The following is an 18,912-nucleotide window of genomic DNA, read 5'->3' as shown; positions in this document are numbered from 1 at the left end:
TTAAAAGCTAAAAGTATGATACTTTATTCATGCCCAACATACCGAGCTAAAGTTTGGACGGTTAGAGGCAGTTGAAATGAATTTAAGCGTCTGTCTTGATCCGCTGACTAATCAGCCACCTAGCCTCGAACAGTTTGACCAATTGTTCGTAAACTGTGATTACTTCAGATTTGGACAGGCTTTCTTCCATAAAGGAGGTACTCAGCGCTTCGTGAAGCCATGTGTTCAGGATTTTTTTGTATACGTCCAGTTTATAGATCTTGAACATTTTCTTTAGTACAGATGAAGGCTTTACGATCTCCCGAATGCTCAGATTTTCTGGATAATCCCTTAGCTTCTTCCTTTCCGTTTTGATGTACCATTTTGCGATATTACTTTCCTGTTTGTCATCGAAGTCAAGTCTTCCAAGCTTATGGCTCTTTAATAGCCAGGCGGCCTCTATCAGCTTTATGGTCAGTTCGTAATTATAAACAAGGTAGTCTGGGCTACATTTTTTTGATTCTTCGGATTCAAGTGCTGCATCGTTTCGCCAGCGTTTCAGCATCTTCAAATGATTGGGCAACCATGAGTGACTGAAAAAATCGTATACCACTTTTATCGGATCTGTTATTTCATCATTGTCAAGATAAACAATCCTGTTATCTGATGTATCTTTTGTCTGCTTATTCATATTTTCAAATATTGGTCTGTAATATTTTTTCGATCTGTACATGATCAGCGTTTTTTAAGACTGCATAATCTGATGCCGATTTAGCCAGCAGTTCTATTTTTTCGTTGCACATCTCCTTTGCCAGCAAAAGAAAAGATGCGACCAGTTGATAAAGACGCTCTGCATCCTGCCTGGAAACCGTAAAATCATCTTTATAACGTGAACCAGAATAACTTTTTGCCATTACATCAAATAACCGCTCATCTTCGGGAGTAGACAGGAAAAGCTGAAAAGGCTTTTCAGAAAAGCATTGACACAAACGGAGCAGGCGGTAAAGGTTATGGAACTCCGAACGGTAGGCGATATGAACCCTCACCAGACAGATACAAGTCTGTTCTACGGCCTGATGGAGCATAAAGGCACATATTCCAAACTGTTCCTTCTCCAGACATTCGGATGCGCACATCAGAAATCCGTCAGCCAGCGGTATACGATGTTCATAATGTCTTATTGCCTTGATCGCGCCCTTTGTGGGGATAAACATAGATATTGGATCACTGTCTAACAGTCCATCCTTACTATAGAGCAGTTTTCCATAGGTAAGCACGCTGATAAAAAAGCGGCTGTTTTGCTGTACTGCGTCCATAACGGATTGCCAGCCATGGGAGATCACAGTAATCGTTCCATGCTGGTAATAGCTGTTGGCGAAATCCTGCATTTCATAATCTATTCGGGTTGCAGTTTCGGTAACTACCAATAGGCAATAGTCGCATTTAAAATAGCATTGATTGTCATTAAAGCAGCCTTGGGAATTATTAGTGTAGCTGTTCTGCGAAAAGCTGAAGATCTGTAGCGGTTCGAACTTCTGGGCAAGTCGTTGGATAAATTCCCTGAAATGGACAGTGTGTTCGGCCTCTCGTGATAATTTTGGTTCCATATTGATCTCATTTAAATTTCTTTCGAATGAGTCTTGGAAGTGGACGGCACAAAATAAGGCGTGAAACCCACTTCCCGTCTTAGTGGCCCTGAGAAGCCTTGGATACGGAAAAGCAGGCTCACGCCTATGACGTGAGCACTACACTTACCTCTCGTATCCATTTGAAATTTCTCAGGTTTCTAAGACGAGACTCGAAGTGCGAATGCTTCAATATTTTGTGAAGTAATCGCTAAAAATAATTCTTTATTCTTTCATACCCAAACGTAGTGAAAAGTCCAGACAAAAACAAACTATTCGTATTTTTAAATTTACTAATAGTTCTTTTTTATAAATGAATAGTAATCTATTGACGACTTTAGTTATAAACGTAGTAATATGGCTAATTGGAAAAACAACAATAATAATCCCGAAAAAGACCTTTCGTCAATAGGCGCAATGTTTGAAACCAACAAGATCAAAAAGATGTATGATATTTCTGAGTTGTATCCGACTAAGATTATTAAATTGTTAGGCATCAATTCGGAACGGTATTCTGTAAAGTTGGCTGATCCGGAAAAGTTCACCGTTTCTGAAATACTACGTTTAGCATACATACTAAATATTGACCCAAATCTGATCATCAATGTGATACAGGCAGAAACAGAAAAGAAGATAATCAGCATGATTGGGGTGAATAAGGCTAAGCACACGAAATAGATCAACTTCTTTAATAGAATAAATGGATATTAACTATCTAACGGGCGACGCCACTAATCCTGCATATAGCGGTAACAAGATTATTGTACACGTTTGCAACGATATCGGCGGGTGGGGAAAAGGTTTTGTAATGGCAATCTCAAAACGCTGGAAAGAACCAGAAAAGAGATATCGTGAGTGGTCCAAATCAAAAACTGGTTTCTCCCTTGGCTAAGTCCAGTTCGTGAAAGTTGAAGACGACCTTTGGATTGCGAACCTGATTGGCCAACATAAAATAAACAAAGACGAAATGGGAAATGCACCAATTCGGTACGAGGCGATATCCAAGGGTCTAGAAAAAGTTGCCCAGTTTGCATCTGAAATTGGTGCAACGGTGCATATGCCTAAGATTGGATGTGGTCTGGCTGGCGGTACATGGGACAAAATCGAGCCATTGATCAAATCGGCTTTGGCTGAAAGAAATATTGAAGTAACAGTTTACGACTTTTAGCATGTGGACACCGATTTCATTAGCTGAATTAGAAGAATGGATTTCAAAGGGAGAATCAAACTCGAAGGTGAGCCATTGAAATTTTGGAACCTGATTAAAATTGCGCCCCAGAAATGGCAGGAAAAAGAATATGGAAACGAAGGCGGAGAATTTTGGGTAGTCGCAATCTTCGGTAATGCGGTAGTTTTTTACAATGACATTGAGGAAGGCTTTAACGTCTCAACATGCCAGACTTATGGATATATAAGTGAATATTGGTGTGAGCAGAGCGAACTTGATTGGATAGTTAAACTCGTTTACAGGAGGATCAACGAGGAAAGCAAAAAAAACCGTAAATAACTAACAATAAACCCCTTAAAAAGTGAACTTATTAAACATATTTTTTAGAAACAAACCTCCTGTGGTTGACTGGGAGATGGTAAAATATTCGGATCAGATATATCCGAAACATTCTTTTACCCTCTTAAAGCTAACCATGCAAAATGGCAAGCTAGGCACTGGCTGGGTTGATAAATCATATAGAAAGTACGGGTTCAAAGAATTTTGCCCTTATCATATCGGGATAAGTATTGATCTCACTGATAAAGTTGCCGAGAATAGTCCCGACTTGGATATGGGCACAATTGAGGATTTCTTTTCAGATGAATTGAAGAGGATATGCATTTGCCACTTGGTTTCTAGGCTGGTATCAGATAGAGGAATGGAAATCGAGTGTTATTCGGAAGAGAATGAACCTATCGAGCAATTTTTAAGAAAGGTTAGTCTGGCAGAAAACAGATTGGTATCTTTTACCTACGAAATAGATTTTGACCCGAAGTGGAAGCAAGTTAATACGTTACTTAATATATAACCTATTTTGCTTTTATTGAAGATATCAATAATTGAGCTCCAGTGCCTGAAAAGAGCGATCATACTATGAAAACCGAAATCGACATTTTATCTGATAAAGAATTAGAAATTTGGGACTATGCTGAATCTCAAAATGGAACAATGGACTTTGTAACCGAAAAACTTTCCACAGAAGGAATATTTGAACAATATCTAAATATCCATAGATCTTATCTTGAACTTTATCTTCGTATTGATGATGAAGCAGCAAAGCTTGAAATCTTAAAGCGGCTGATATTTTTAAATTGGTATGCACAGGTGGAGCCCAGTTGTTATACAGGAATTGAAGATCTTGACAATACAATCGTATCTGAATCGTATTCCATTTTAAATCAATATTTAATCGATGGAAAAATCGATTCAGAATTTAATTGGATGTTGTCTTTTTATTCCAGTTGGGACTACACGATACTTCCATTTTCAGAAAATAAACTTGAAGCCTTAACTGCATTTGTAAAAGGGGTAGATACTTCCATTTTAAGCTGTCCTAAAAATCAGTTGCCAAAAGGCGTAATGGATAACAGGGGGCAGATGGGAATTTACTGGATAAGTATGTCGGTTGAAAAGAAGATTATGTGAGCCCCAAAACAAAAAAGATATACAAGTCCTTATGCTTAGCTATAAATTAATATATTAGAGATACAAAACCAGCAAATTTATGGCTCAAATACTACTCCTTACAGCTGCATTGGAGAATGTTTATGCCTGGTATATATAAGTTAGGCACAATATTAAAAGAAAACTGAATGAAGAAATTAATTATTGGAATCTTATTTTTCTCAACTTCTGTTTATGCACAGGAATTTAATTTTGAAATTCACAACACGAAGCTTACTGACTACTTGAAAATGGAAGAAAGATTGGGAAGTAAAAGAATTCCAACAACTTCAAATTATGTTTCTTTTGGTGGAGAAGCACAGCCAATTAAATTTTTAAGAACAGAAAAAATCATTCCTAACTTAACAGTGTATTATTTTTTCAAAAAAACAGACTCAACTATGTCCTATGTTCTTTATGAATGGGACGTGTCAAATTTTGAGAAACAAGATAATAACCAAAAATCAAATATTTTTCAAAAAGCCTTAATTGGAAAATATATAGAACTAAAAAAACATATTTCAAAGAATTTCGGACAGCCAGTGGTAAAAAGAAATTATTCTAATATTAGTCAATTGGATTCTATAAACACATTTGTAGAAAATTCTACATGGAAACCTAACGACAGCACTGAAATAGAAATGTATGCGACTGTTTCTAATTATTACGAAAGAAAAGGTGCAATGACTATTAACCCAGCTCACCGACTAAGACTTTATATTAAAAACCAAGCTAAAGGAAAAGAAAAGGAAGTGCCAAAATTGAACGATAAAAAGTTGTCCGATTTAGAAATAATTAAAACCGAATTTTTCAAAGCCTTAAAAGCAAAGGATTTACCAAAATCAAAATCGTTTTTATCTGACTTAATCCTTGAGAAGGTTACAGACGGACAAATTAATATATTAATTGACAATATTGATTTTGATAAAGAAACTAAATTGGTTTATAGCGGAATTCAAATGGGTCTTGATGGAAGTATGTTTACCCTACTTCAGTATAAATATTCTGACGACAATTCTAATCCTCCAAGTGAAATTATAAAGTTGACTTTTGACGACAAAAACAAAGTTGTAGGAATACAACCGATTAAATTGCAAAAGAAAATTAATGATTAAAAATACTGTGCCTAACAGCGTCTTGGCAGAAGTGACGGAAAATTCTTTTACAACCTTTCGAATCTTTTAGTAATTTTATCAAAACCGCCAACATTCGCAAAGCCACAAAACGTTACCGGTAAGCTTAAGAAGACAATACAGTGGACAACAAAATTGAAACATATTCGACACTTTGGAATTTGGTTGATCTCGACCGGACAGATCATAAACTGAAAGAAATCGCGGTTCTCTTCCTAAATGCAATGAACGACTGGCCGACACAAGACCAGCACAAAATTGCAGACTTTGATAAAGAACTTAAAGAATATTTCGGCTCACCATTGACAATTGAGAAAATACACCTAAAGAAGTTTAACGAAAAAAATGCTTGGCAGGTTGAAGCGGGCAGTTCAATAGTTGAAGTCATTGACACTTCGGCAAGATTTTGCAATGAAAGTAACTTCGATAATATATTAAAAAATATTCTTGATTTCTATGAACAGGAATTTAAGAAGACTGACTTTATTGCACAACTGAAATATAGGACAACAGAACAAGGTGGTAGACAGACTCCAGCTAAAAGCGGTTACAGACCACAAATAAAGTTTGACTTCATAGAAATGCAGACATCAGGACAACAAACTTTTATTAACAAGGAAACTGTTTTTCCTGGTGATGCAGTTAACGCAAAAATTAAAATATTATCACCAGACTATTTTTCAGGTCGTCTGACAGAAGGAATGGAGTTTGAATTTAGAGAAGGTGAGACAGTTATTGGGGCAGGAGAAATAAAATATATCGTAAATGACAAACTTGAAAAAGCCAACAGGTAACAGCACCTACCCAGATGGCGGGGCTTCGTGTTCCTAAGACAGTAATGATGAAAAATCAGTACTAAATCATAAATTGCTTTCAATTAACCACACTTTGTTAGAGCCTGTATGAACAGAAATTATATGTTATTTAAGTATAAATCAGCCAAGCATTTCATAATGCTGTTTTTTGCATTCTTTTTTATTTCATGTGCTACGATTTTCGAAGACAGTCCTCTTACGCTCTTGAAAGAGGCTTATAATCATAAAAAAACAAGAAAAGCCATGGTGTTTATGAACGATGGGAACGCAACAACTGATAATTCGTTACATGTAATTCTGGAAAATGCGGATTTTGAATTAACCGAGGCGGAGTCAGGAAATGTTTTTATCGTAGATTCTGATCATAACTCTGCAAAATTGGATTTAAATGCGATAAACTTAACCTGGTTAAGTGAAAAAACTTTGGAAATCTCATTCGATTCAAAATTGAGGGCATTTAAAAAAGCTGATGAAATAGATGGAGTGAAGATTGTATATAAAGAAAAATAGAAATAACCATATGAAATGTATCTATACATAGACAATGATAAGATTGGTAAAGTTGATTTCAAAATAATTGATGAAAGTATGGGAGCAATATCGGGCGACCTAATTACTAATGAAAATTACGGAAAATACAAACTAACCATCAACAACATTTTCAGTTGAAAGGCATTTCCAATATTGAAGATTTTAATTTCAGAATTATCTTAGAAAATGGAACAGAACTAAATCCCGCAGGTGGCATAGGGGTTATTGATTCCGCAGAATTCAATGAGTTAAAAGTTGAATCGGCTGGGCTGGATTTATCGATTTTTAGAAGTGGCAAATAATTACTGTAGTTTATCTATGAAAATTGACCAAATATCAGAGATTGGAATAGACATCGAAGAAAGGCTGTGCATAAAACCCTCAATAGCTCGTTTTGATCTCATTTATAGAAAAGCAACAGAAGTACATTGGGATGCAAACGGACTTTTCCTTTTTTCACCGAAACCGAGAGAATTGACTTATCTTGATTGGTATATTCACATTGTAGCTGTAGTAAATGATGAATGTGGTTACAAGCTGGTATTGAGTGATAAAACTATTTGGACAAACATTCTTATTGAATTAAAGCAGCAAATTCTAGAGTTGGGATAGCACCAATCTAAAACTCTCTTTAAGGCTCATGCATCAATTCCTTTATAGCAATTTTGTACCTTAATATGATAGAGGTTATCACAATTTGTGATAACCTCTATCAGTATTTTTTAGAATCTAGCGCCCCATTCCTCTGCCACGGTCATTTTTCTGGCTATTTTTTGCTTCCTGAAGCTTACGGTATAATTCCCTGCTTTCTAATACACGGGTATAGTATTTAGTGTGGTTTTCAAATTTGACTCACCGAATCCCTCACCATTTTTTTCGATACGTTTTAGCTGCAATTGCTATAGAATGAGTATAGGGACTTTTGGTCGAAAATTATTTAATTATTCATAATAGAACGATTAATAAGCTTGGATTAGGACTTCAGCTGGTATATGAAGTATATCCGTTAATTTCCGAATCATAGAAAGACTTAGTTTTCTTTTCCCTGATAGGACTTCAGACTTTCTTGAACGTGTACCTAACAAGTCACTTAGTTCATTTTCAGATAAGTTCATTTGTTCCATTCGAAACTTTATAGCTTCTATTGGATTTGGATAAGAAACAGGATAATGTGCCTGTTCATATTCTTTGATTAATAGGCTTAAGATTTCTAATTCATCAGAAATTGCAGAGCCCTCTACGATATCAGTTTGCATCAACTCATATACATGAGCCAGAGCATCATCGTATTCTTTCTCAGTTTTAATTGGTTTTAACATAACTAATTGTTTTAGCGTTTATTTTATCATATTGATTATGCGATCCAAACCAGACAATAAAAACAATTTTTAATCGATATTCTATGTCTACGATTAAGCGGTAACTATTACCATGGATATTAAATACAACTCTTTTTTCATTAAGTATAGAAGCATTTTTATATTGTGCTTTTAATTCATTTGGATTATTCCATAGTGCAGAAGCAGCCTCTTCATACCAGCTTAATAATGCTTGTTCTGCCTGATGGAATTCATCAATATAATCTTTTAGAGTTTTTATTGCTATCACTCGCATATTTGACAAAGATACCAAAACGTTCCCAAAACGGGAACGTTTTGTTTTATTAATTTCTTTTTTCAAATTTATGTATGTATAGGGATAGCGATCTTAAAAACTCAATAATAAAGCTTCTTATTTCAAATGCGAATTTGGCAGAGAAAATAAGCGACAATTTGATCAGAAAAAACAGCACATGGGAGTTAGTCGATCAGTTTTCTAAGAATCAAGAATTAATCAAAGAAATTGATTACAATTAGATTGATTTAAGTTTTACTTAGCTCAATATTTTTTAATGCAAAATGCCCCAATTTGCATTGAGGCATTTCGTGATCCCGCTGGGATTTGCACCTAGTGCTAAAATCAGCATTTAAATAGTATTTGAGGCTGTTTTGTAATTCTACTCATTGAATTACTCACTGTTTTTTTAATACGTTTTAGCTGCAATTGCTATAGTTAAATTTAAGCATAAAATTTCATTATTCAAAAGGTGCAAATTTAAAATAATTTTGAAGACAAATAAATCATTCATTATAAGATAACTGCACATAATCTAGCGTTTGCTTTTGATGAGTGTTTTTATGCGCATATAGATATTGATGAAGTTAATATGTACTTTTGTTGAAAGTACACTCTCAAATTACGGGAGATCCAAATATTAAAATTATATTAAGATATAAAGAGAAATCATTCGTCAAATTAAAACTAAAGTAAATAGCCAAAAATACGATTTACTATTTTTTTTAGTATATTTGATAGGTAGATTCATTATAGAAGAAATGGCTAAGATACGAGATCGAAGATTATTAACAGGAGATGAACCAATAGATGTTATAGGTAAACAAATTAAACTCAACATGAATTAAGCTGGGGCGAAATGAAAAAGTTACAAGAAATATTTCTTAAGCTCGGTTTAGGTCAGGAAAATGGACTTTTTATTACTAAGGATAATAAATGGAAAGCCGAAACATCATTCCCAAATCGAGTAAAAAGACTGCTTGAAAAAAGAATTGAACCTGATGCTATTTTTGTGTTTGATAATAAACCATTGATCTTATTTTTTGATAGTCCAGTTAACAAAACGGTATTACACGAAGCAATATGGAACTTTAACGAATGCCCTATTGCCATAATAGTAGAAAATAATATCGTAGAGATCTTTAACGGATTTTCAATTAATGAAGATACCAAATTATTGAAATCTTTAGGAGGTGAAAGTAAGTTGAATGACTTCTCCTATTTTGAATTAGTAACTGGTAGAACTTGGGAACAATATAAAGATGATTTACATTATAAAAATCGTGTAGATTATCATTTATTACAAAATATAAAAGGCGCAAGACAAGTTTTGGTTGGAAAGGACGAAACTAGAGCTAAACTTGTAAATGCGATGTTAGGTAAAGTTATCTTTATAAGGTATCTTATCGATCGCAAGGTTAAAATGAAATTTGACGGAAAGCTTCGTCCTTGGACTAATTCAGAATTTTGTGATCTTTTAGATCATCCACACCAAGTCCAGCAGTTTTTTAAATATCTAGAAGACAAGGAGAAAGGATTTAATGGAGATTTATTTCCGCTTTCAGAAGCTGATTATCAGAAAATAACAATTGAAGATTATAAGGTTTTAAATAATCTGTTACGTGGATACGATTTCGCAGTAAATCAACCCTCTTTATTTGAGTTATACGATTTCTCGATAATTCCAATTGAATTCATAAGCAATGTTTATGAAATGTTCATAGGAAAAGATAATCAGAAAGATGCAGGGGCTTATTATACTCCTTTGTTTCTCGTCGACTATATATTGAAAGAAACGGTTGAGAAAAAATTATATAAGTCTAATGAGCCGATCAATAATTCTGATGATTATTCATATTGCAAAGTTTTAGATCCAGCCTGCGGATCAGGAATTTTTTTAGTAGAGACCCTTCGAAAAATCATTGAAAAATATATAGATGATACTGGAATTGAAATTAAATCTGAAAAGTTTAAAACGGTTATAAAAAATTTAGCGAAGGAAAATATATACGGTGTTGATAAGGATTTGAGCGCAGTTCAAGTTGCTATTTTTTCAATTTACCTGACTTTACTTGATTATTTAGAGCCGCCTGGAATAGAAACATTTAAGTTTCCAATCCTATTTAATTCGAACTTTTTTGAGGGTGATTTTTTTGACGTAAATGCCCCATTTAACGAAAAATTGAATGAAATCGAATTTAGTTTCATATTAGGAAATCCTCCTTGGAAAGGGAACGGAATGGATAAGGTGGGAACTGATTATTTAAAGATAAGGAAAAGGAGTGAAATAAAGTTAAATAGAAAGTATGAAGTTGCCATCAATAATAATGAAATAGCGGAAGGTTTTGTATTAAGAGCCAGTGATTTTACCAGAAAAAATACACAAATTGCTTTCATTATAAGGAGTAGTAGTTTATATAATTTAGGGTATAAAAAGGATGAATTTAGCGCATTTAGACAGTATTTATTGGAAGAATATTTTATTGATAGAGTTTTTGAGTTAGCTCCAGTAAGACATGAGGTATTTGAAAAATCCAATCAGCCAGCGGTTGCGCCAGCCGCAGTTATTTTCTATCGTTACGCCAACGGAGAAAATACAAATAATCACATTCTCTATCACATCTCTTTAAAGCAAAGCCGATTCTTTTCCCTATTTAAAATCTTTACAATAAATCGGAGTGATTATAAAAAAGTGCAACAGTCAAAGCTTAAACAATTTGATTGGCTATGGAAAGTATTAGTATATGGTTCCTACTTAGATTTTAATTTTATAAGGAGGTTGAAGGAAGACTATTTTAGTATAAAACAAGTTATAAATGATAAAGAAAGATTTATTTATGCAACTGGTTTTCACAGTAGATCAAAACCTTTAGAGAATCCCAAAGACACCTCAAGAATTGAAAATATTCCTTTTATAAAAACAAGTGCTATTGATTCCTTTTTTATCAATTACGAGGACATTGACGTTTTAGAAACTGAAAAGATTGATATTATTAAGGATGCAAGAATTTATGATGCTCCAATGCTATTAACCAGAAAAGGGCTTAATATGAGCACACTTACGGTGAAAAATTCTATTTCTTCAAGAAATCTTCTATTTAAAGATGGCATTACATCGGTAAAAGCCTTAAACGAGGCTGATAAATCGATACTTTTTGATATTTCCTCTATTCTTTCATCAGATTTATTTGCATACTATGCGGTAAATACTTTTGTGTCTATTGGGATCGAAAGAGAGCAAGTTCAAAATTATAATAAATTCAGCTTGCCTTACCTTGAACTAGATACAAGTGAGAATTGCAAAAAAATCGAACAGGCGAAAATGGGAATTCATTTAGCAAAAAAAGAATTCCTTGTCGATAATTTTAAGATCGGGAATTTTGAAAAAGAAATAAGCACAGAATTAGAAAAGATAAACCAGTGTATTTATAGCAGGTTGGATTTAAATGACGTCGAATACTCATTAATTGATTATTCTTTAAAAATCAATAGAGAATTGATTATTGGAAATGAAATGAGTAAAAACCGTCTATTTTCTTATTTATCTTTTGAGGACGAGAGTTTAAATATTTATGCTCAGACATTCCTTAATCGCTTTAAATCTAATCTTGGGAATGATAAAAGGAAGTTCATTGTTGAAATTTGGCATACAAAACAAATTATAGGAATGTTATTTAAAGTAATCCCTGTTGAAGAATATTTAAAAGATATCGTTTGGGTTAATCGACAGGATCAGGATAATACTATTTTGTCTTTTTTAATCAAAATCAGTTCAGAAAAAATAACTGATCAGCTATTCGTCCAAAAAGACATAAGAGGTTTTGAAATTGATCAAAATTATTTTTACATATTTAAACCAAATGAAAGGTGCTTATGGCATAAAGCAATTGGATATTTAGATGTCCAGGAATTTTCTGATGCAATATTAAAAGCTGGGAGGAAGGGAAATTGATGTTTGAGGAAATGAACGCGGCCGGTTATGAGTATAATAGCATTTTCTATAATTCTGAACTAGAGGATATCTTATCGAAGGTAATTATATGTTATAAATTGATGTTAGAGGATAATGTAGTTTTAAGTAATAATGAAAATCGCATTAGGGATGTGCTTTATCTTAACTATCTGAATGAAAACTCAGTAAGAAATAAAATTAAACTTAAAAATTACTATTTCGATAGAGAAATCTTAGAAGATGAAACAAATGGCAGAACAGATATTAGAGTCCTTTCACCATACTCTTTTGAAGATACAAAAGCGTATTATATCCTTGAATGTAAAAGATTAAATGCAATAAATCCAGATGGAAAAAGCGGGCTCAACTCCGAGTATACAAATAATGGAATATGTAGATTTGCTTCTAAAACCTATTCAACCTATTATAAAACAAATGGAATGATTGGTTTTGTTGTTGAAGAAATTGACATACACCAGAATACTGCTTCAATTAATAAATTATTGAAGTCATGCACACAAAGTAATACGTCCCAAGTTTTAAAATTTAGAGAGATTATTCCAGATTTTGAATATACATATTGTTCTAGTCATGATTTAAATGGAGATAATATATTGCTATACCATTTAATGCTTGACTTTTCTAAGCATATTGGATAAGCTAATCTGTTTGACAAATATGGATTTTTAAAATGCTTGATACTGTCAAAGAAGGAATAATAATATTAATTGTGACGAAATGCAAAAAGAGACTTGTTGTCTTAGGGAAATAAGCTACTCCAATTAATTTAAAATTTAAAGCCAGAATCAGACACTGACAGAGAAGCCATTGAAAAAATCGCGATCTCCTCATAATGAGTCATCGGCGACTAAACCAACTATTAACTAAGAAATTGGTTTCATTCGCTCATCAATCCGTTATCCTTGTTCTCAATATTTGATTCTTGATTGGCACCCTGAATTTGAAAAACGTCCGTTTTCCTTTGTTTCAATTGATTAATTATAAATCCTCTTATTTGACTTGTAGATCTTAACTTTGAAGGGCTTCCAAAGCGATATTTTTTCAGAATCTCTCTTAATTCTTTTATATTAAATACTTCTAGGGCTATATCGAGTTCATCCTCAGTTTTTTCTCGAATTAATTTGAATAAATCAATAGAGTTGATTTTCTCTTCATCTATAGATTTTTCCATTTCTATGTTCTGGGATTTGTCTAAAAACTCATCTAATTCATACAAAAATGAAGGATTTTCGTTTAATATATTTCCAAGTTTTATTAAGACTTTACTAACCTGCTTAACCTCTTTTTGTCCCATGTTACTTATTATAGTGTTTTTGTAATAAATTCATCAACTATGTTTCTAATGAGCTGTTGAGTCGCTCTCCAATCTGCTTTCGTTTTAGCAGTTGGGGATGACAAATGTGGTTTGTTATCTATCGGCGATTCCGCGATTGAAATCCTTTGAGGTAACTCATTATTAAAAACAAAGTTACTTAGGTGGTAGGTAGGATCCCTCATTTCGAATTGGGTAGATGCGTGTAAATTGGTTCTATAATCCACCTTCGTGAACACAATACCGGCCAACTTAATTATGCAATCTTTTCTTACCTTTTTAAAGGTGTCAATTCTATTTGAAATAAGGCTTATACCTATTTTTGATAAAATATCAGGTGTAGTTGGGATTACGTAATAATCACTCATTATTATACCATTTAGAGTAATTGCGCCTAAATTTGGAGGACAATCGATCAAGATATAGTCGTACTTATCGACAATTGGAGCCAGTTCAGTTTTTAATACGTCTATGTGACTAACGAATGATTTAGAACCGATCTCAATTATTCTATCTTGAATCTCAACTAAGTTGAGGCTAGAGGGAATAAGGTCTAAATTCTTAATTCCACCCACGTTTTTGATTATAGCTTTGTCTAAATCGAAATCTTTTAGGTTATTCAGTTTATCGTTAAATAAATGAAACAGTGTTTGCTTTTTGATATCATTAATATTTTGCCAATCTGTTTGAGATATCAATGAAACCGTTGCATTTGTTTGGGGATCAAGATCAATGACTAATACTTTCTTGCCATTTATTTTAGCAAGTACAGAGGCGATATTTACTGTTAGTGTTGTCTTACCGACCCCGCCTTTTAAATTAATAAAACTAACTATTTTTGTCATAAGTGCCTTAATTTATAATATCCTGCAATTTAAAAATTAAATACAGCTAATTACATATCTAATGAAGTTATTTAGGCTGGTCAGAAAAAATGTAGAGCTAACACCATATAACTTTTTAATTATTTTTGTCTATCAAAACTATTATTTATGTTTTTTCACCACCTCAAAAATTTCAGTCCTTATTCCGGTCATATATATGATGATATGAAAGTTTCTTTCATCCATAAAAAGTCAGGTCATCTTGGGAAGAAAGACAGCCGTTTTGACTTGATTGATAAATTGGGCTACTTTCCGTTTAGGGAATTGATTAGAGATGGTAAGGCTTATTTTATCAGTGATACAGACCTGTACGATTTCCTGAATATGAACGAAATTACCAGTGTCAATTATACGAATGAATCTTATGGTGAATGGGATATAAAACAAAAAGAAATTTTTGAGCCATGCTTTTTCGATGGTTACAATGAGGGCATTAATGCATTTGAACTTAATCTGGGCGTATCTTATCCGGCACTCCTGCATGAACAAAAAGTGCAGTACCTAAAAGTGTTTTGCCTGCATTGCCTTGATTTTCTATATTTTGATGGTGATCTTGATAAAGATTTGTTTTATAATTTGGGCTATTTGCAAGCCAGCCTGTACAGGGGGTTTATAGAAATCAATAATATTAACAGCAGTCTGCCTGAAGGAAGCCCAGGATTACGGTTACATTTTGACAGCCACCTAAAGGTGCTTGACATTTCAAAAATCCCTGAAACAGAGAAACCCGCTATAATTAAAGCGGTGCCAGTCGAAAAACCTAAACCTGAAAAAAGCACCCCTGCTATAGAAACAAGTCCTTCACTTGCTTTTCCTCGCATTGAACTGATGTGCGATTTGGAAGAGGTCGAGGCAATATGGCGTGTCTTAACTGCACCAATGAACACTAGTAAGGGCAAAGAGGAAGCTGCACTAAGCAATAAAGAACTAACAGATTTCTTAGGATCTGCATTTAGTTCGAATGCATTTCCGCAAATATTAAGGCACCCAGAAAATCCGTTTGTTAAAAGAACGTCAAGGGGTGATATGCGTAGTGTACTGAACGCATTAATGTATAGCACCTACAATTTAAACCATGAATACAACCGGAGCGTTAACCAAATTGAATATGTCACTAGCTTAAAACGGCATTTTTCTGTTTTTGATGGCTCTAAACCGGAAAGTATTAAAAACGTCATATCAGCCAACGCCTTGAAAGGCATGAAGGTTATCAAGGAAAGCCGACCGATAAATCCCCATATCGAAGAAATGCTAAGCATCCTTAAAAAACATAAATTATTACATTAATGTCATCGCTTTTGTAAGGGATTTTTCACCATTCCTTTGTATCCATAAAACAAAATTTATGGAAAAAGAGAAAATCCTATTTACAGCGTTATCTGTCAGCGAACTTTCCAGCCTTATGGAAAATTCTGTCAGGAATGCCATTTCAAGTGGCGACCTGAAAAGGCAGGATGTTGACCAACTGCTCAATACCAGACAGGCTGGCGCATTGATTAATTATAAAGCATCGACGCTTTACGGTCTGGTTAAACAGAACAAAATTCCCTTTTCAAAAACAGCTGGTAAATTGCTGTTTTCCAGAAAGAAGTTATTGGCGTGGGTAGGCGCAAAAGGCGACACTGCGGAGAAAATCCCACCACCAACATAACTACATATCCCTATGGCCAAGCAGATATATCCATATAGCAACATAGATATATATCCAGTTTATGTGTAACAAAAACCACTAGCACAGCATGATAATTCGGGACAGCCCAAAAGGTTGTGGTGCGGTCGTTGGCTGTAGAAAGGCGGTTCAGGCAGTCAGTCCCCTTTTCAGCTGAGCAAGCGGAAGTTGGGCAGTGGCCCTACTTGCTTGCCCTGTGCTAGCGCTACAGGGGTTTCAAGTAGCCTCCGGGGCTACTTGTGGGCTCTGCAAGCCCTTTAAGAACCATAATTGGTATACTTTCAGGTATACCAATTAGCTAGCTAAATAACTAAGCAGTTGGCCAGCTAATTACACATACGATTAGCCAGCTAATGGACTAATTCAGAACATCAGAAAGGAACCAAATTTATGAAGATTGACATCATCACAACCGAAGACCTTCGCCAGTTCAAAATAGAACTGTTGCAGGAAATGAAAGGCATCATCAGCCAGGGGAGGGAAAGCCAGCAGAACGGGGAATGGCTAAGGAGCGCACAGGTGCGCAAAATGTTGAACATATCGCCGGGCACCTTACAGAACCTGCGCATCAACGGAACATTGCCCTTCCGCAAGATCGGCGGAACGATGTACTACAGCAAGGCACAAATAGAAAAAATATTGAAAGGAGAATAACATGAAAAATTATCTGAACATACAACAACATGCCCTTAGCGGTTATTTTGAACGGGTGGCACTGGAGAGCCAATTTTACGCCACCCACATCAGCCTGCTGATGGCCTTATTCTACTATAGCGATAGCGATACACCCGAGAAATCCTTTCAGGTCAGCAGGCCAAAGCTGATGCGGTTCTCCCGTATCAAATCTGTTGCCACCTACCACAAGAACATAAAAGACCTCGTGGATTACGGCTACATAGAATACAATCCCTCATGGCATCCTCAACGAGGTACCCAGATAAGGCTGATTATCAAACCGGCAGGCAACCCTTAAACATCCGGGAGATGGAAGATATCAATACAAAATCGGTGCGCTACCCTGTAGCCACCGATATTAAACTCGATAAAATCGCCCTTAAATTGGGCAGGACAAAAAAGACCACCGTCATACAGATGGTAGACTATTTCTACAGGAGCAAGAAAGACCCCTTAGACCTGAACGATGAACTGCTGAAAAAGGAACTTGTTAATGGGAACAACCGGATCATCGGCTTTTTCAAGACGCAGGAAAAAGATTTCCTGTTGCCCATCTTCAGCGATTCGGGTAAGCTGGTCATCATCGCAAAACAGCACACGTTGTACTTTAAAGAGGTTGGAACATATCTTAAACAGGAAATCGAAAATTCAAAGAAGCTTGCAGAGGGCATGACTGCACTGGAACGTGGCATTGCAAGAACACAAACCCATCTGGAAGACAAAGCGCTGCTCAAATTACGCTTTAGCAAGATACTTGAATATTACATCGCCCAAAGGGAATCACTTGGCTGGACTACGGCCAATGTCAAAAAAGAGGAACTACAGGCACATGTCAGGCAGTCACTGGAAAATCTATAATCTATGTTCATCAACATCACCACATCAGAAACGGGAGGCAACAAGGGCAGCAGCGGGGCGCTGGTCAACTACCTGGAAAAGGAAAACCACATGCAGGTCGATAAAGGCAAGGGTCTGGGGCAGGAAAACTGGTTCAACGGTACGGGAAATGAAATCAGCAGGCAGGAAGTCAGGGTAAAGATAGACCATAACATTGCCAAGCTCGGGCGCAACGATGCTAAATTTTTCCTGATCAACATCAGCCCCAGCCAAAAGGAACTGGAGTACCTCTACCAGCATTTCGGAAAGGAAGGGGCAAAAGAAAAGCTGAAGGAATATGCGGTAAAGGTAATGGATGAGTATGCCAAAAACTTTAAAAGACCAGGGATAAATAGCCATAAAGATCTGCTGTGGTACGGCAAGCACGAAAACTACCGCTATTACAAACATACCGACAAAGAAGTAAAGGACGGCACACGGCAAAAGGGTGAGCGTAAAGAGGGACGGCAGGATCATATCCAGATCATCGTGAGCAGGAAGGACATTACCAATACCGTTAAGCTCAGCCCTCAGAACAAATCGAAGGGAAAGAACAGGGAACATTCCGCCAAGCTTGGCGAATTTAACCGAACGGCCTTTAAACAATCCGGTGAAAGCCTGTTCGACGATTTTTTTGATTTCGACAGAGGTCTGAAAGATACCCTTGCCTATGCCAACACCATGAAGAACGGGACGGTCAGTGAGAAAACGCAGATGCAGTTATTGGACACCGTTCTGCACCAAACTGTTCAATCCGATGCCATCAACGAATTGGGCAAGAACGTAGCGGAAGGACTTTTTGCAAGCGTCGGGGAAATGATCGGTGCAACCGGAAAGCTAGGCGCCACTTTGCTCAGTGCACTTTTGGAGCCTGTCTACATTGCGCCCGAGCAAAGCCCGGCAGAGACACCGAAAAAGAAAAAGAAAAAAGGAAAATCACAGGGATACGGTTACAGCCGATAGCCAATTAAATTTAAATGTGGTAAGTCTTAACTGTCAACTTATGCTCAATCGGTACTTTAACAGTCTTATATTCAATCAAGGAGGCAAGGATTCCGGAAATCTAAAAATAATTTATGTCATGTAAAATCCTTTCTCTTGAAGGCACCAAGCCCGCTTTTGGGGAAACATGACACTTTCTGGGCAGAAAGTGTCATGCAAAATTTTTCTTCA

The 18,912-nt window shown here is 35.5% G+C and carries 26 protein-coding genes; 20 read left to right on the top strand and 6 right to left on the bottom strand.

Annotated elements, in window-relative coordinates:
• Nucleotides 1–82: 82 nt before the first annotated feature.
• Together IM797_RS01110 and IM797_RS01105 are read right to left on the bottom strand one after the other, a co-directional pair.
• Nucleotides 83–670 (bottom strand): hypothetical protein, encoded by a 588-nt coding sequence (locus IM797_RS01110; RefSeq protein WP_194125246.1) that lies wholly within the window; start codon nucleotides 668–670, stop codon nucleotides 83–85.
• Between the two features lie 4 nt (nucleotides 671–674).
• On the bottom strand, nucleotides 675–1,586 hold the full coding sequence (locus IM797_RS01105) for a HEPN domain-containing protein (protein ID WP_194125245.1): 912 nt from the start codon (nucleotides 1,584–1,586) through the stop codon (nucleotides 675–677).
• Nucleotides 1,587–1,961: 375 nt separating this feature from the next.
• On the opposite strand from IM797_RS01105, the gene IM797_RS01100 reads away from it, so the two are divergent.
• The 12 genes from IM797_RS01100 (at nucleotide 1,962) to IM797_RS01050 (ending at nucleotide 7,348) form a co-directional block, all read left to right on the top strand.
• Entirely contained in the window at nucleotides 1,962–2,282 is a 321-nt protein-coding gene (locus IM797_RS01100; protein WP_194125244.1) for a hypothetical protein, read from the top strand.
• Between the two features lie 22 nt (nucleotides 2,283–2,304).
• Nucleotides 2,305–2,496 carry a hypothetical protein gene (locus tag IM797_RS28290; RefSeq protein ID WP_228098667.1) on the top strand — a complete coding sequence of 64 codons (192 nt, stop codon included), beginning with the start codon at nucleotides 2,305–2,307 and terminating at the stop codon, nucleotides 2,494–2,496.
• 9 nt (nucleotides 2,497–2,505) lie between these two features.
• Nucleotides 2,506–2,772, top strand: coding sequence for a hypothetical protein (locus tag IM797_RS28285; RefSeq protein WP_228098666.1), 267 nt, complete (start codon nucleotides 2,506–2,508; stop codon nucleotides 2,770–2,772).
• A 36-nt stretch (nucleotides 2,773–2,808) separates the two neighbouring features.
• Complete coding sequence (locus IM797_RS01090; protein ID WP_194125243.1) at nucleotides 2,809–3,111, top strand: hypothetical protein; 303 nt, start codon at nucleotides 2,809–2,811, stop codon at nucleotides 3,109–3,111.
• 22 nt (nucleotides 3,112–3,133) lie between these two features.
• Nucleotides 3,134–3,622, top strand: a complete 489-nt coding sequence (locus IM797_RS01085) for a hypothetical protein (RefSeq protein ID WP_194125242.1) — start codon at nucleotides 3,134–3,136, stop codon at nucleotides 3,620–3,622.
• 65 nt (nucleotides 3,623–3,687) lie between these two features.
• Nucleotides 3,688–4,239, top strand: a complete 552-nt coding sequence (locus tag IM797_RS01080) for a hypothetical protein (protein ID WP_194125241.1) — start codon at nucleotides 3,688–3,690, stop codon at nucleotides 4,237–4,239.
• Between the two features lie 167 nt (nucleotides 4,240–4,406).
• Nucleotides 4,407–5,372 carry a hypothetical protein gene (locus IM797_RS01075; protein ID WP_194125240.1) on the top strand — a complete coding sequence of 322 codons (966 nt, stop codon included), beginning with the start codon at nucleotides 4,407–4,409 and terminating at the stop codon, nucleotides 5,370–5,372.
• 140 nt (nucleotides 5,373–5,512) lie between these two features.
• Complete coding sequence (locus IM797_RS01070; RefSeq protein WP_194125239.1) at nucleotides 5,513–6,184, top strand: hypothetical protein; 672 nt, start codon at nucleotides 5,513–5,515, stop codon at nucleotides 6,182–6,184.
• A gap of 108 nt (nucleotides 6,185–6,292) precedes the next feature.
• The gene (locus tag IM797_RS01065) at nucleotides 6,293–6,715 is read left to right on the top strand and encodes a hypothetical protein (RefSeq protein ID WP_194125238.1); all 423 of its coding nucleotides are present in this window, start codon (nucleotides 6,293–6,295) and stop codon (nucleotides 6,713–6,715) included.
• A gap of 15 nt (nucleotides 6,716–6,730) precedes the next feature.
• On the top strand, nucleotides 6,731–6,874 hold the full coding sequence (locus tag IM797_RS01060; RefSeq protein ID WP_194125237.1) for a hypothetical protein: 144 nt from the start codon (nucleotides 6,731–6,733) through the stop codon (nucleotides 6,872–6,874).
• Nucleotides 6,871–7,038: a hypothetical protein gene (locus IM797_RS01055; protein WP_194125236.1), complete on the top strand. Its 168-nt coding sequence runs from the start codon at nucleotides 6,871–6,873 to the stop codon at nucleotides 7,036–7,038. Before IM797_RS01060 ends, IM797_RS01055 begins: the two co-directional genes overlap by 4 nt.
• Before the next feature lie 16 nt (nucleotides 7,039–7,054).
• Complete coding sequence (locus tag IM797_RS01050) at nucleotides 7,055–7,348, top strand: hypothetical protein (protein WP_194125235.1); 294 nt, start codon at nucleotides 7,055–7,057, stop codon at nucleotides 7,346–7,348.
• Between the two features lie 347 nt (nucleotides 7,349–7,695).
• On the opposite strand, the gene IM797_RS01045 is transcribed toward IM797_RS01050, so the two are convergent.
• Together IM797_RS01045 and IM797_RS01040 are read right to left on the bottom strand one after the other, a co-directional pair.
• Nucleotides 7,696–8,055, bottom strand: coding sequence for a type II toxin-antitoxin system HigA family antitoxin (locus IM797_RS01045; protein ID WP_194125234.1), 360 nt, complete (start codon nucleotides 8,053–8,055; stop codon nucleotides 7,696–7,698).
• A complete protein-coding gene (locus IM797_RS01040) occupies nucleotides 8,039–8,416 on the bottom strand; it encodes a type II toxin-antitoxin system HigB family toxin (RefSeq protein ID WP_228098665.1) in 378 nt (125 codons plus the stop codon). The genes IM797_RS01045 and IM797_RS01040 overlap by 17 nt, the downstream gene beginning before the upstream one ends.
• Before the next feature lie 793 nt (nucleotides 8,417–9,209).
• On the opposite strand from IM797_RS01040, the gene IM797_RS01035 reads away from it, so the two are divergent.
• Together IM797_RS01035 and IM797_RS01030 are read left to right on the top strand one after the other, a co-directional pair.
• Nucleotides 9,210–12,302 (top strand): class I SAM-dependent DNA methyltransferase, encoded by a 3,093-nt coding sequence (locus IM797_RS01035; protein ID WP_194125233.1) that lies wholly within the window; start codon nucleotides 9,210–9,212, stop codon nucleotides 12,300–12,302.
• 101 nt (nucleotides 12,303–12,403) lie between these two features.
• Complete coding sequence (locus tag IM797_RS01030; protein ID WP_194125232.1) at nucleotides 12,404–12,961, top strand: hypothetical protein; 558 nt, start codon at nucleotides 12,404–12,406, stop codon at nucleotides 12,959–12,961.
• 239 nt (nucleotides 12,962–13,200) lie between these two features.
• Here IM797_RS01030 and IM797_RS01025 read toward each other — a convergent pair whose 3' ends face one another.
• Both IM797_RS01025 and IM797_RS01020 read right to left on the bottom strand, forming a co-directional pair.
• Nucleotides 13,201–13,617, bottom strand: coding sequence for a hypothetical protein (locus IM797_RS01025; protein WP_194125231.1), 417 nt, complete (start codon nucleotides 13,615–13,617; stop codon nucleotides 13,201–13,203).
• A gap of 8 nt (nucleotides 13,618–13,625) precedes the next feature.
• Nucleotides 13,626–14,480, bottom strand: a complete 855-nt coding sequence (locus tag IM797_RS01020; protein WP_194125230.1) for a ParA family protein — start codon at nucleotides 14,478–14,480, stop codon at nucleotides 13,626–13,628.
• A gap of 363 nt (nucleotides 14,481–14,843) precedes the next feature.
• Between IM797_RS01020 and IM797_RS01015 the strand changes: the two genes are divergently transcribed.
• From IM797_RS01015 to IM797_RS00990, 6 genes are all read left to right on the top strand, one after another.
• On the top strand, nucleotides 14,844–15,806 hold the full coding sequence (locus tag IM797_RS01015) for a hypothetical protein (protein WP_194125229.1): 963 nt from the start codon (nucleotides 14,844–14,846) through the stop codon (nucleotides 15,804–15,806).
• Between the two features lie 58 nt (nucleotides 15,807–15,864).
• The gene (locus IM797_RS01010) at nucleotides 15,865–16,170 is read left to right on the top strand and encodes a helix-turn-helix domain-containing protein (RefSeq protein ID WP_194125228.1); all 306 of its coding nucleotides are present in this window, start codon (nucleotides 15,865–15,867) and stop codon (nucleotides 16,168–16,170) included.
• A gap of 408 nt (nucleotides 16,171–16,578) precedes the next feature.
• Nucleotides 16,579–16,842: a helix-turn-helix domain-containing protein gene (locus IM797_RS01005; RefSeq protein WP_194125227.1), complete on the top strand. Its 264-nt coding sequence runs from the start codon at nucleotides 16,579–16,581 to the stop codon at nucleotides 16,840–16,842.
• A gap of 1 nt (nucleotide 16,843) precedes the next feature.
• The gene (locus IM797_RS01000; protein ID WP_194125226.1) at nucleotides 16,844–17,161 is read left to right on the top strand and encodes a hypothetical protein; all 318 of its coding nucleotides are present in this window, start codon (nucleotides 16,844–16,846) and stop codon (nucleotides 17,159–17,161) included.
• An 11-nt stretch (nucleotides 17,162–17,172) separates the two neighbouring features.
• Nucleotides 17,173–17,721 (top strand): BfmA/BtgA family mobilization protein, encoded by a 549-nt coding sequence (locus IM797_RS00995; RefSeq protein WP_194125225.1) that lies wholly within the window; start codon nucleotides 17,173–17,175, stop codon nucleotides 17,719–17,721.
• 3 nt (nucleotides 17,722–17,724) lie between these two features.
• Complete coding sequence (locus tag IM797_RS00990; RefSeq protein WP_194125224.1) at nucleotides 17,725–18,702, top strand: DUF5712 family protein; 978 nt, start codon at nucleotides 17,725–17,727, stop codon at nucleotides 18,700–18,702.
• The last annotated feature ends 210 nt before the right edge of the window (nucleotides 18,703–18,912 follow it).

Source organism: Pedobacter sp. MC2016-24 (genome assembly GCF_015223055.1).
Classification (GTDB): Bacteria; Bacteroidota; Bacteroidia; order Sphingobacteriales; family Sphingobacteriaceae; genus Pedobacter.
The sequence above is the reverse complement of the archived record's forward strand: the minus strand, read 5'-3'. Positions and strand labels throughout refer to the sequence as shown.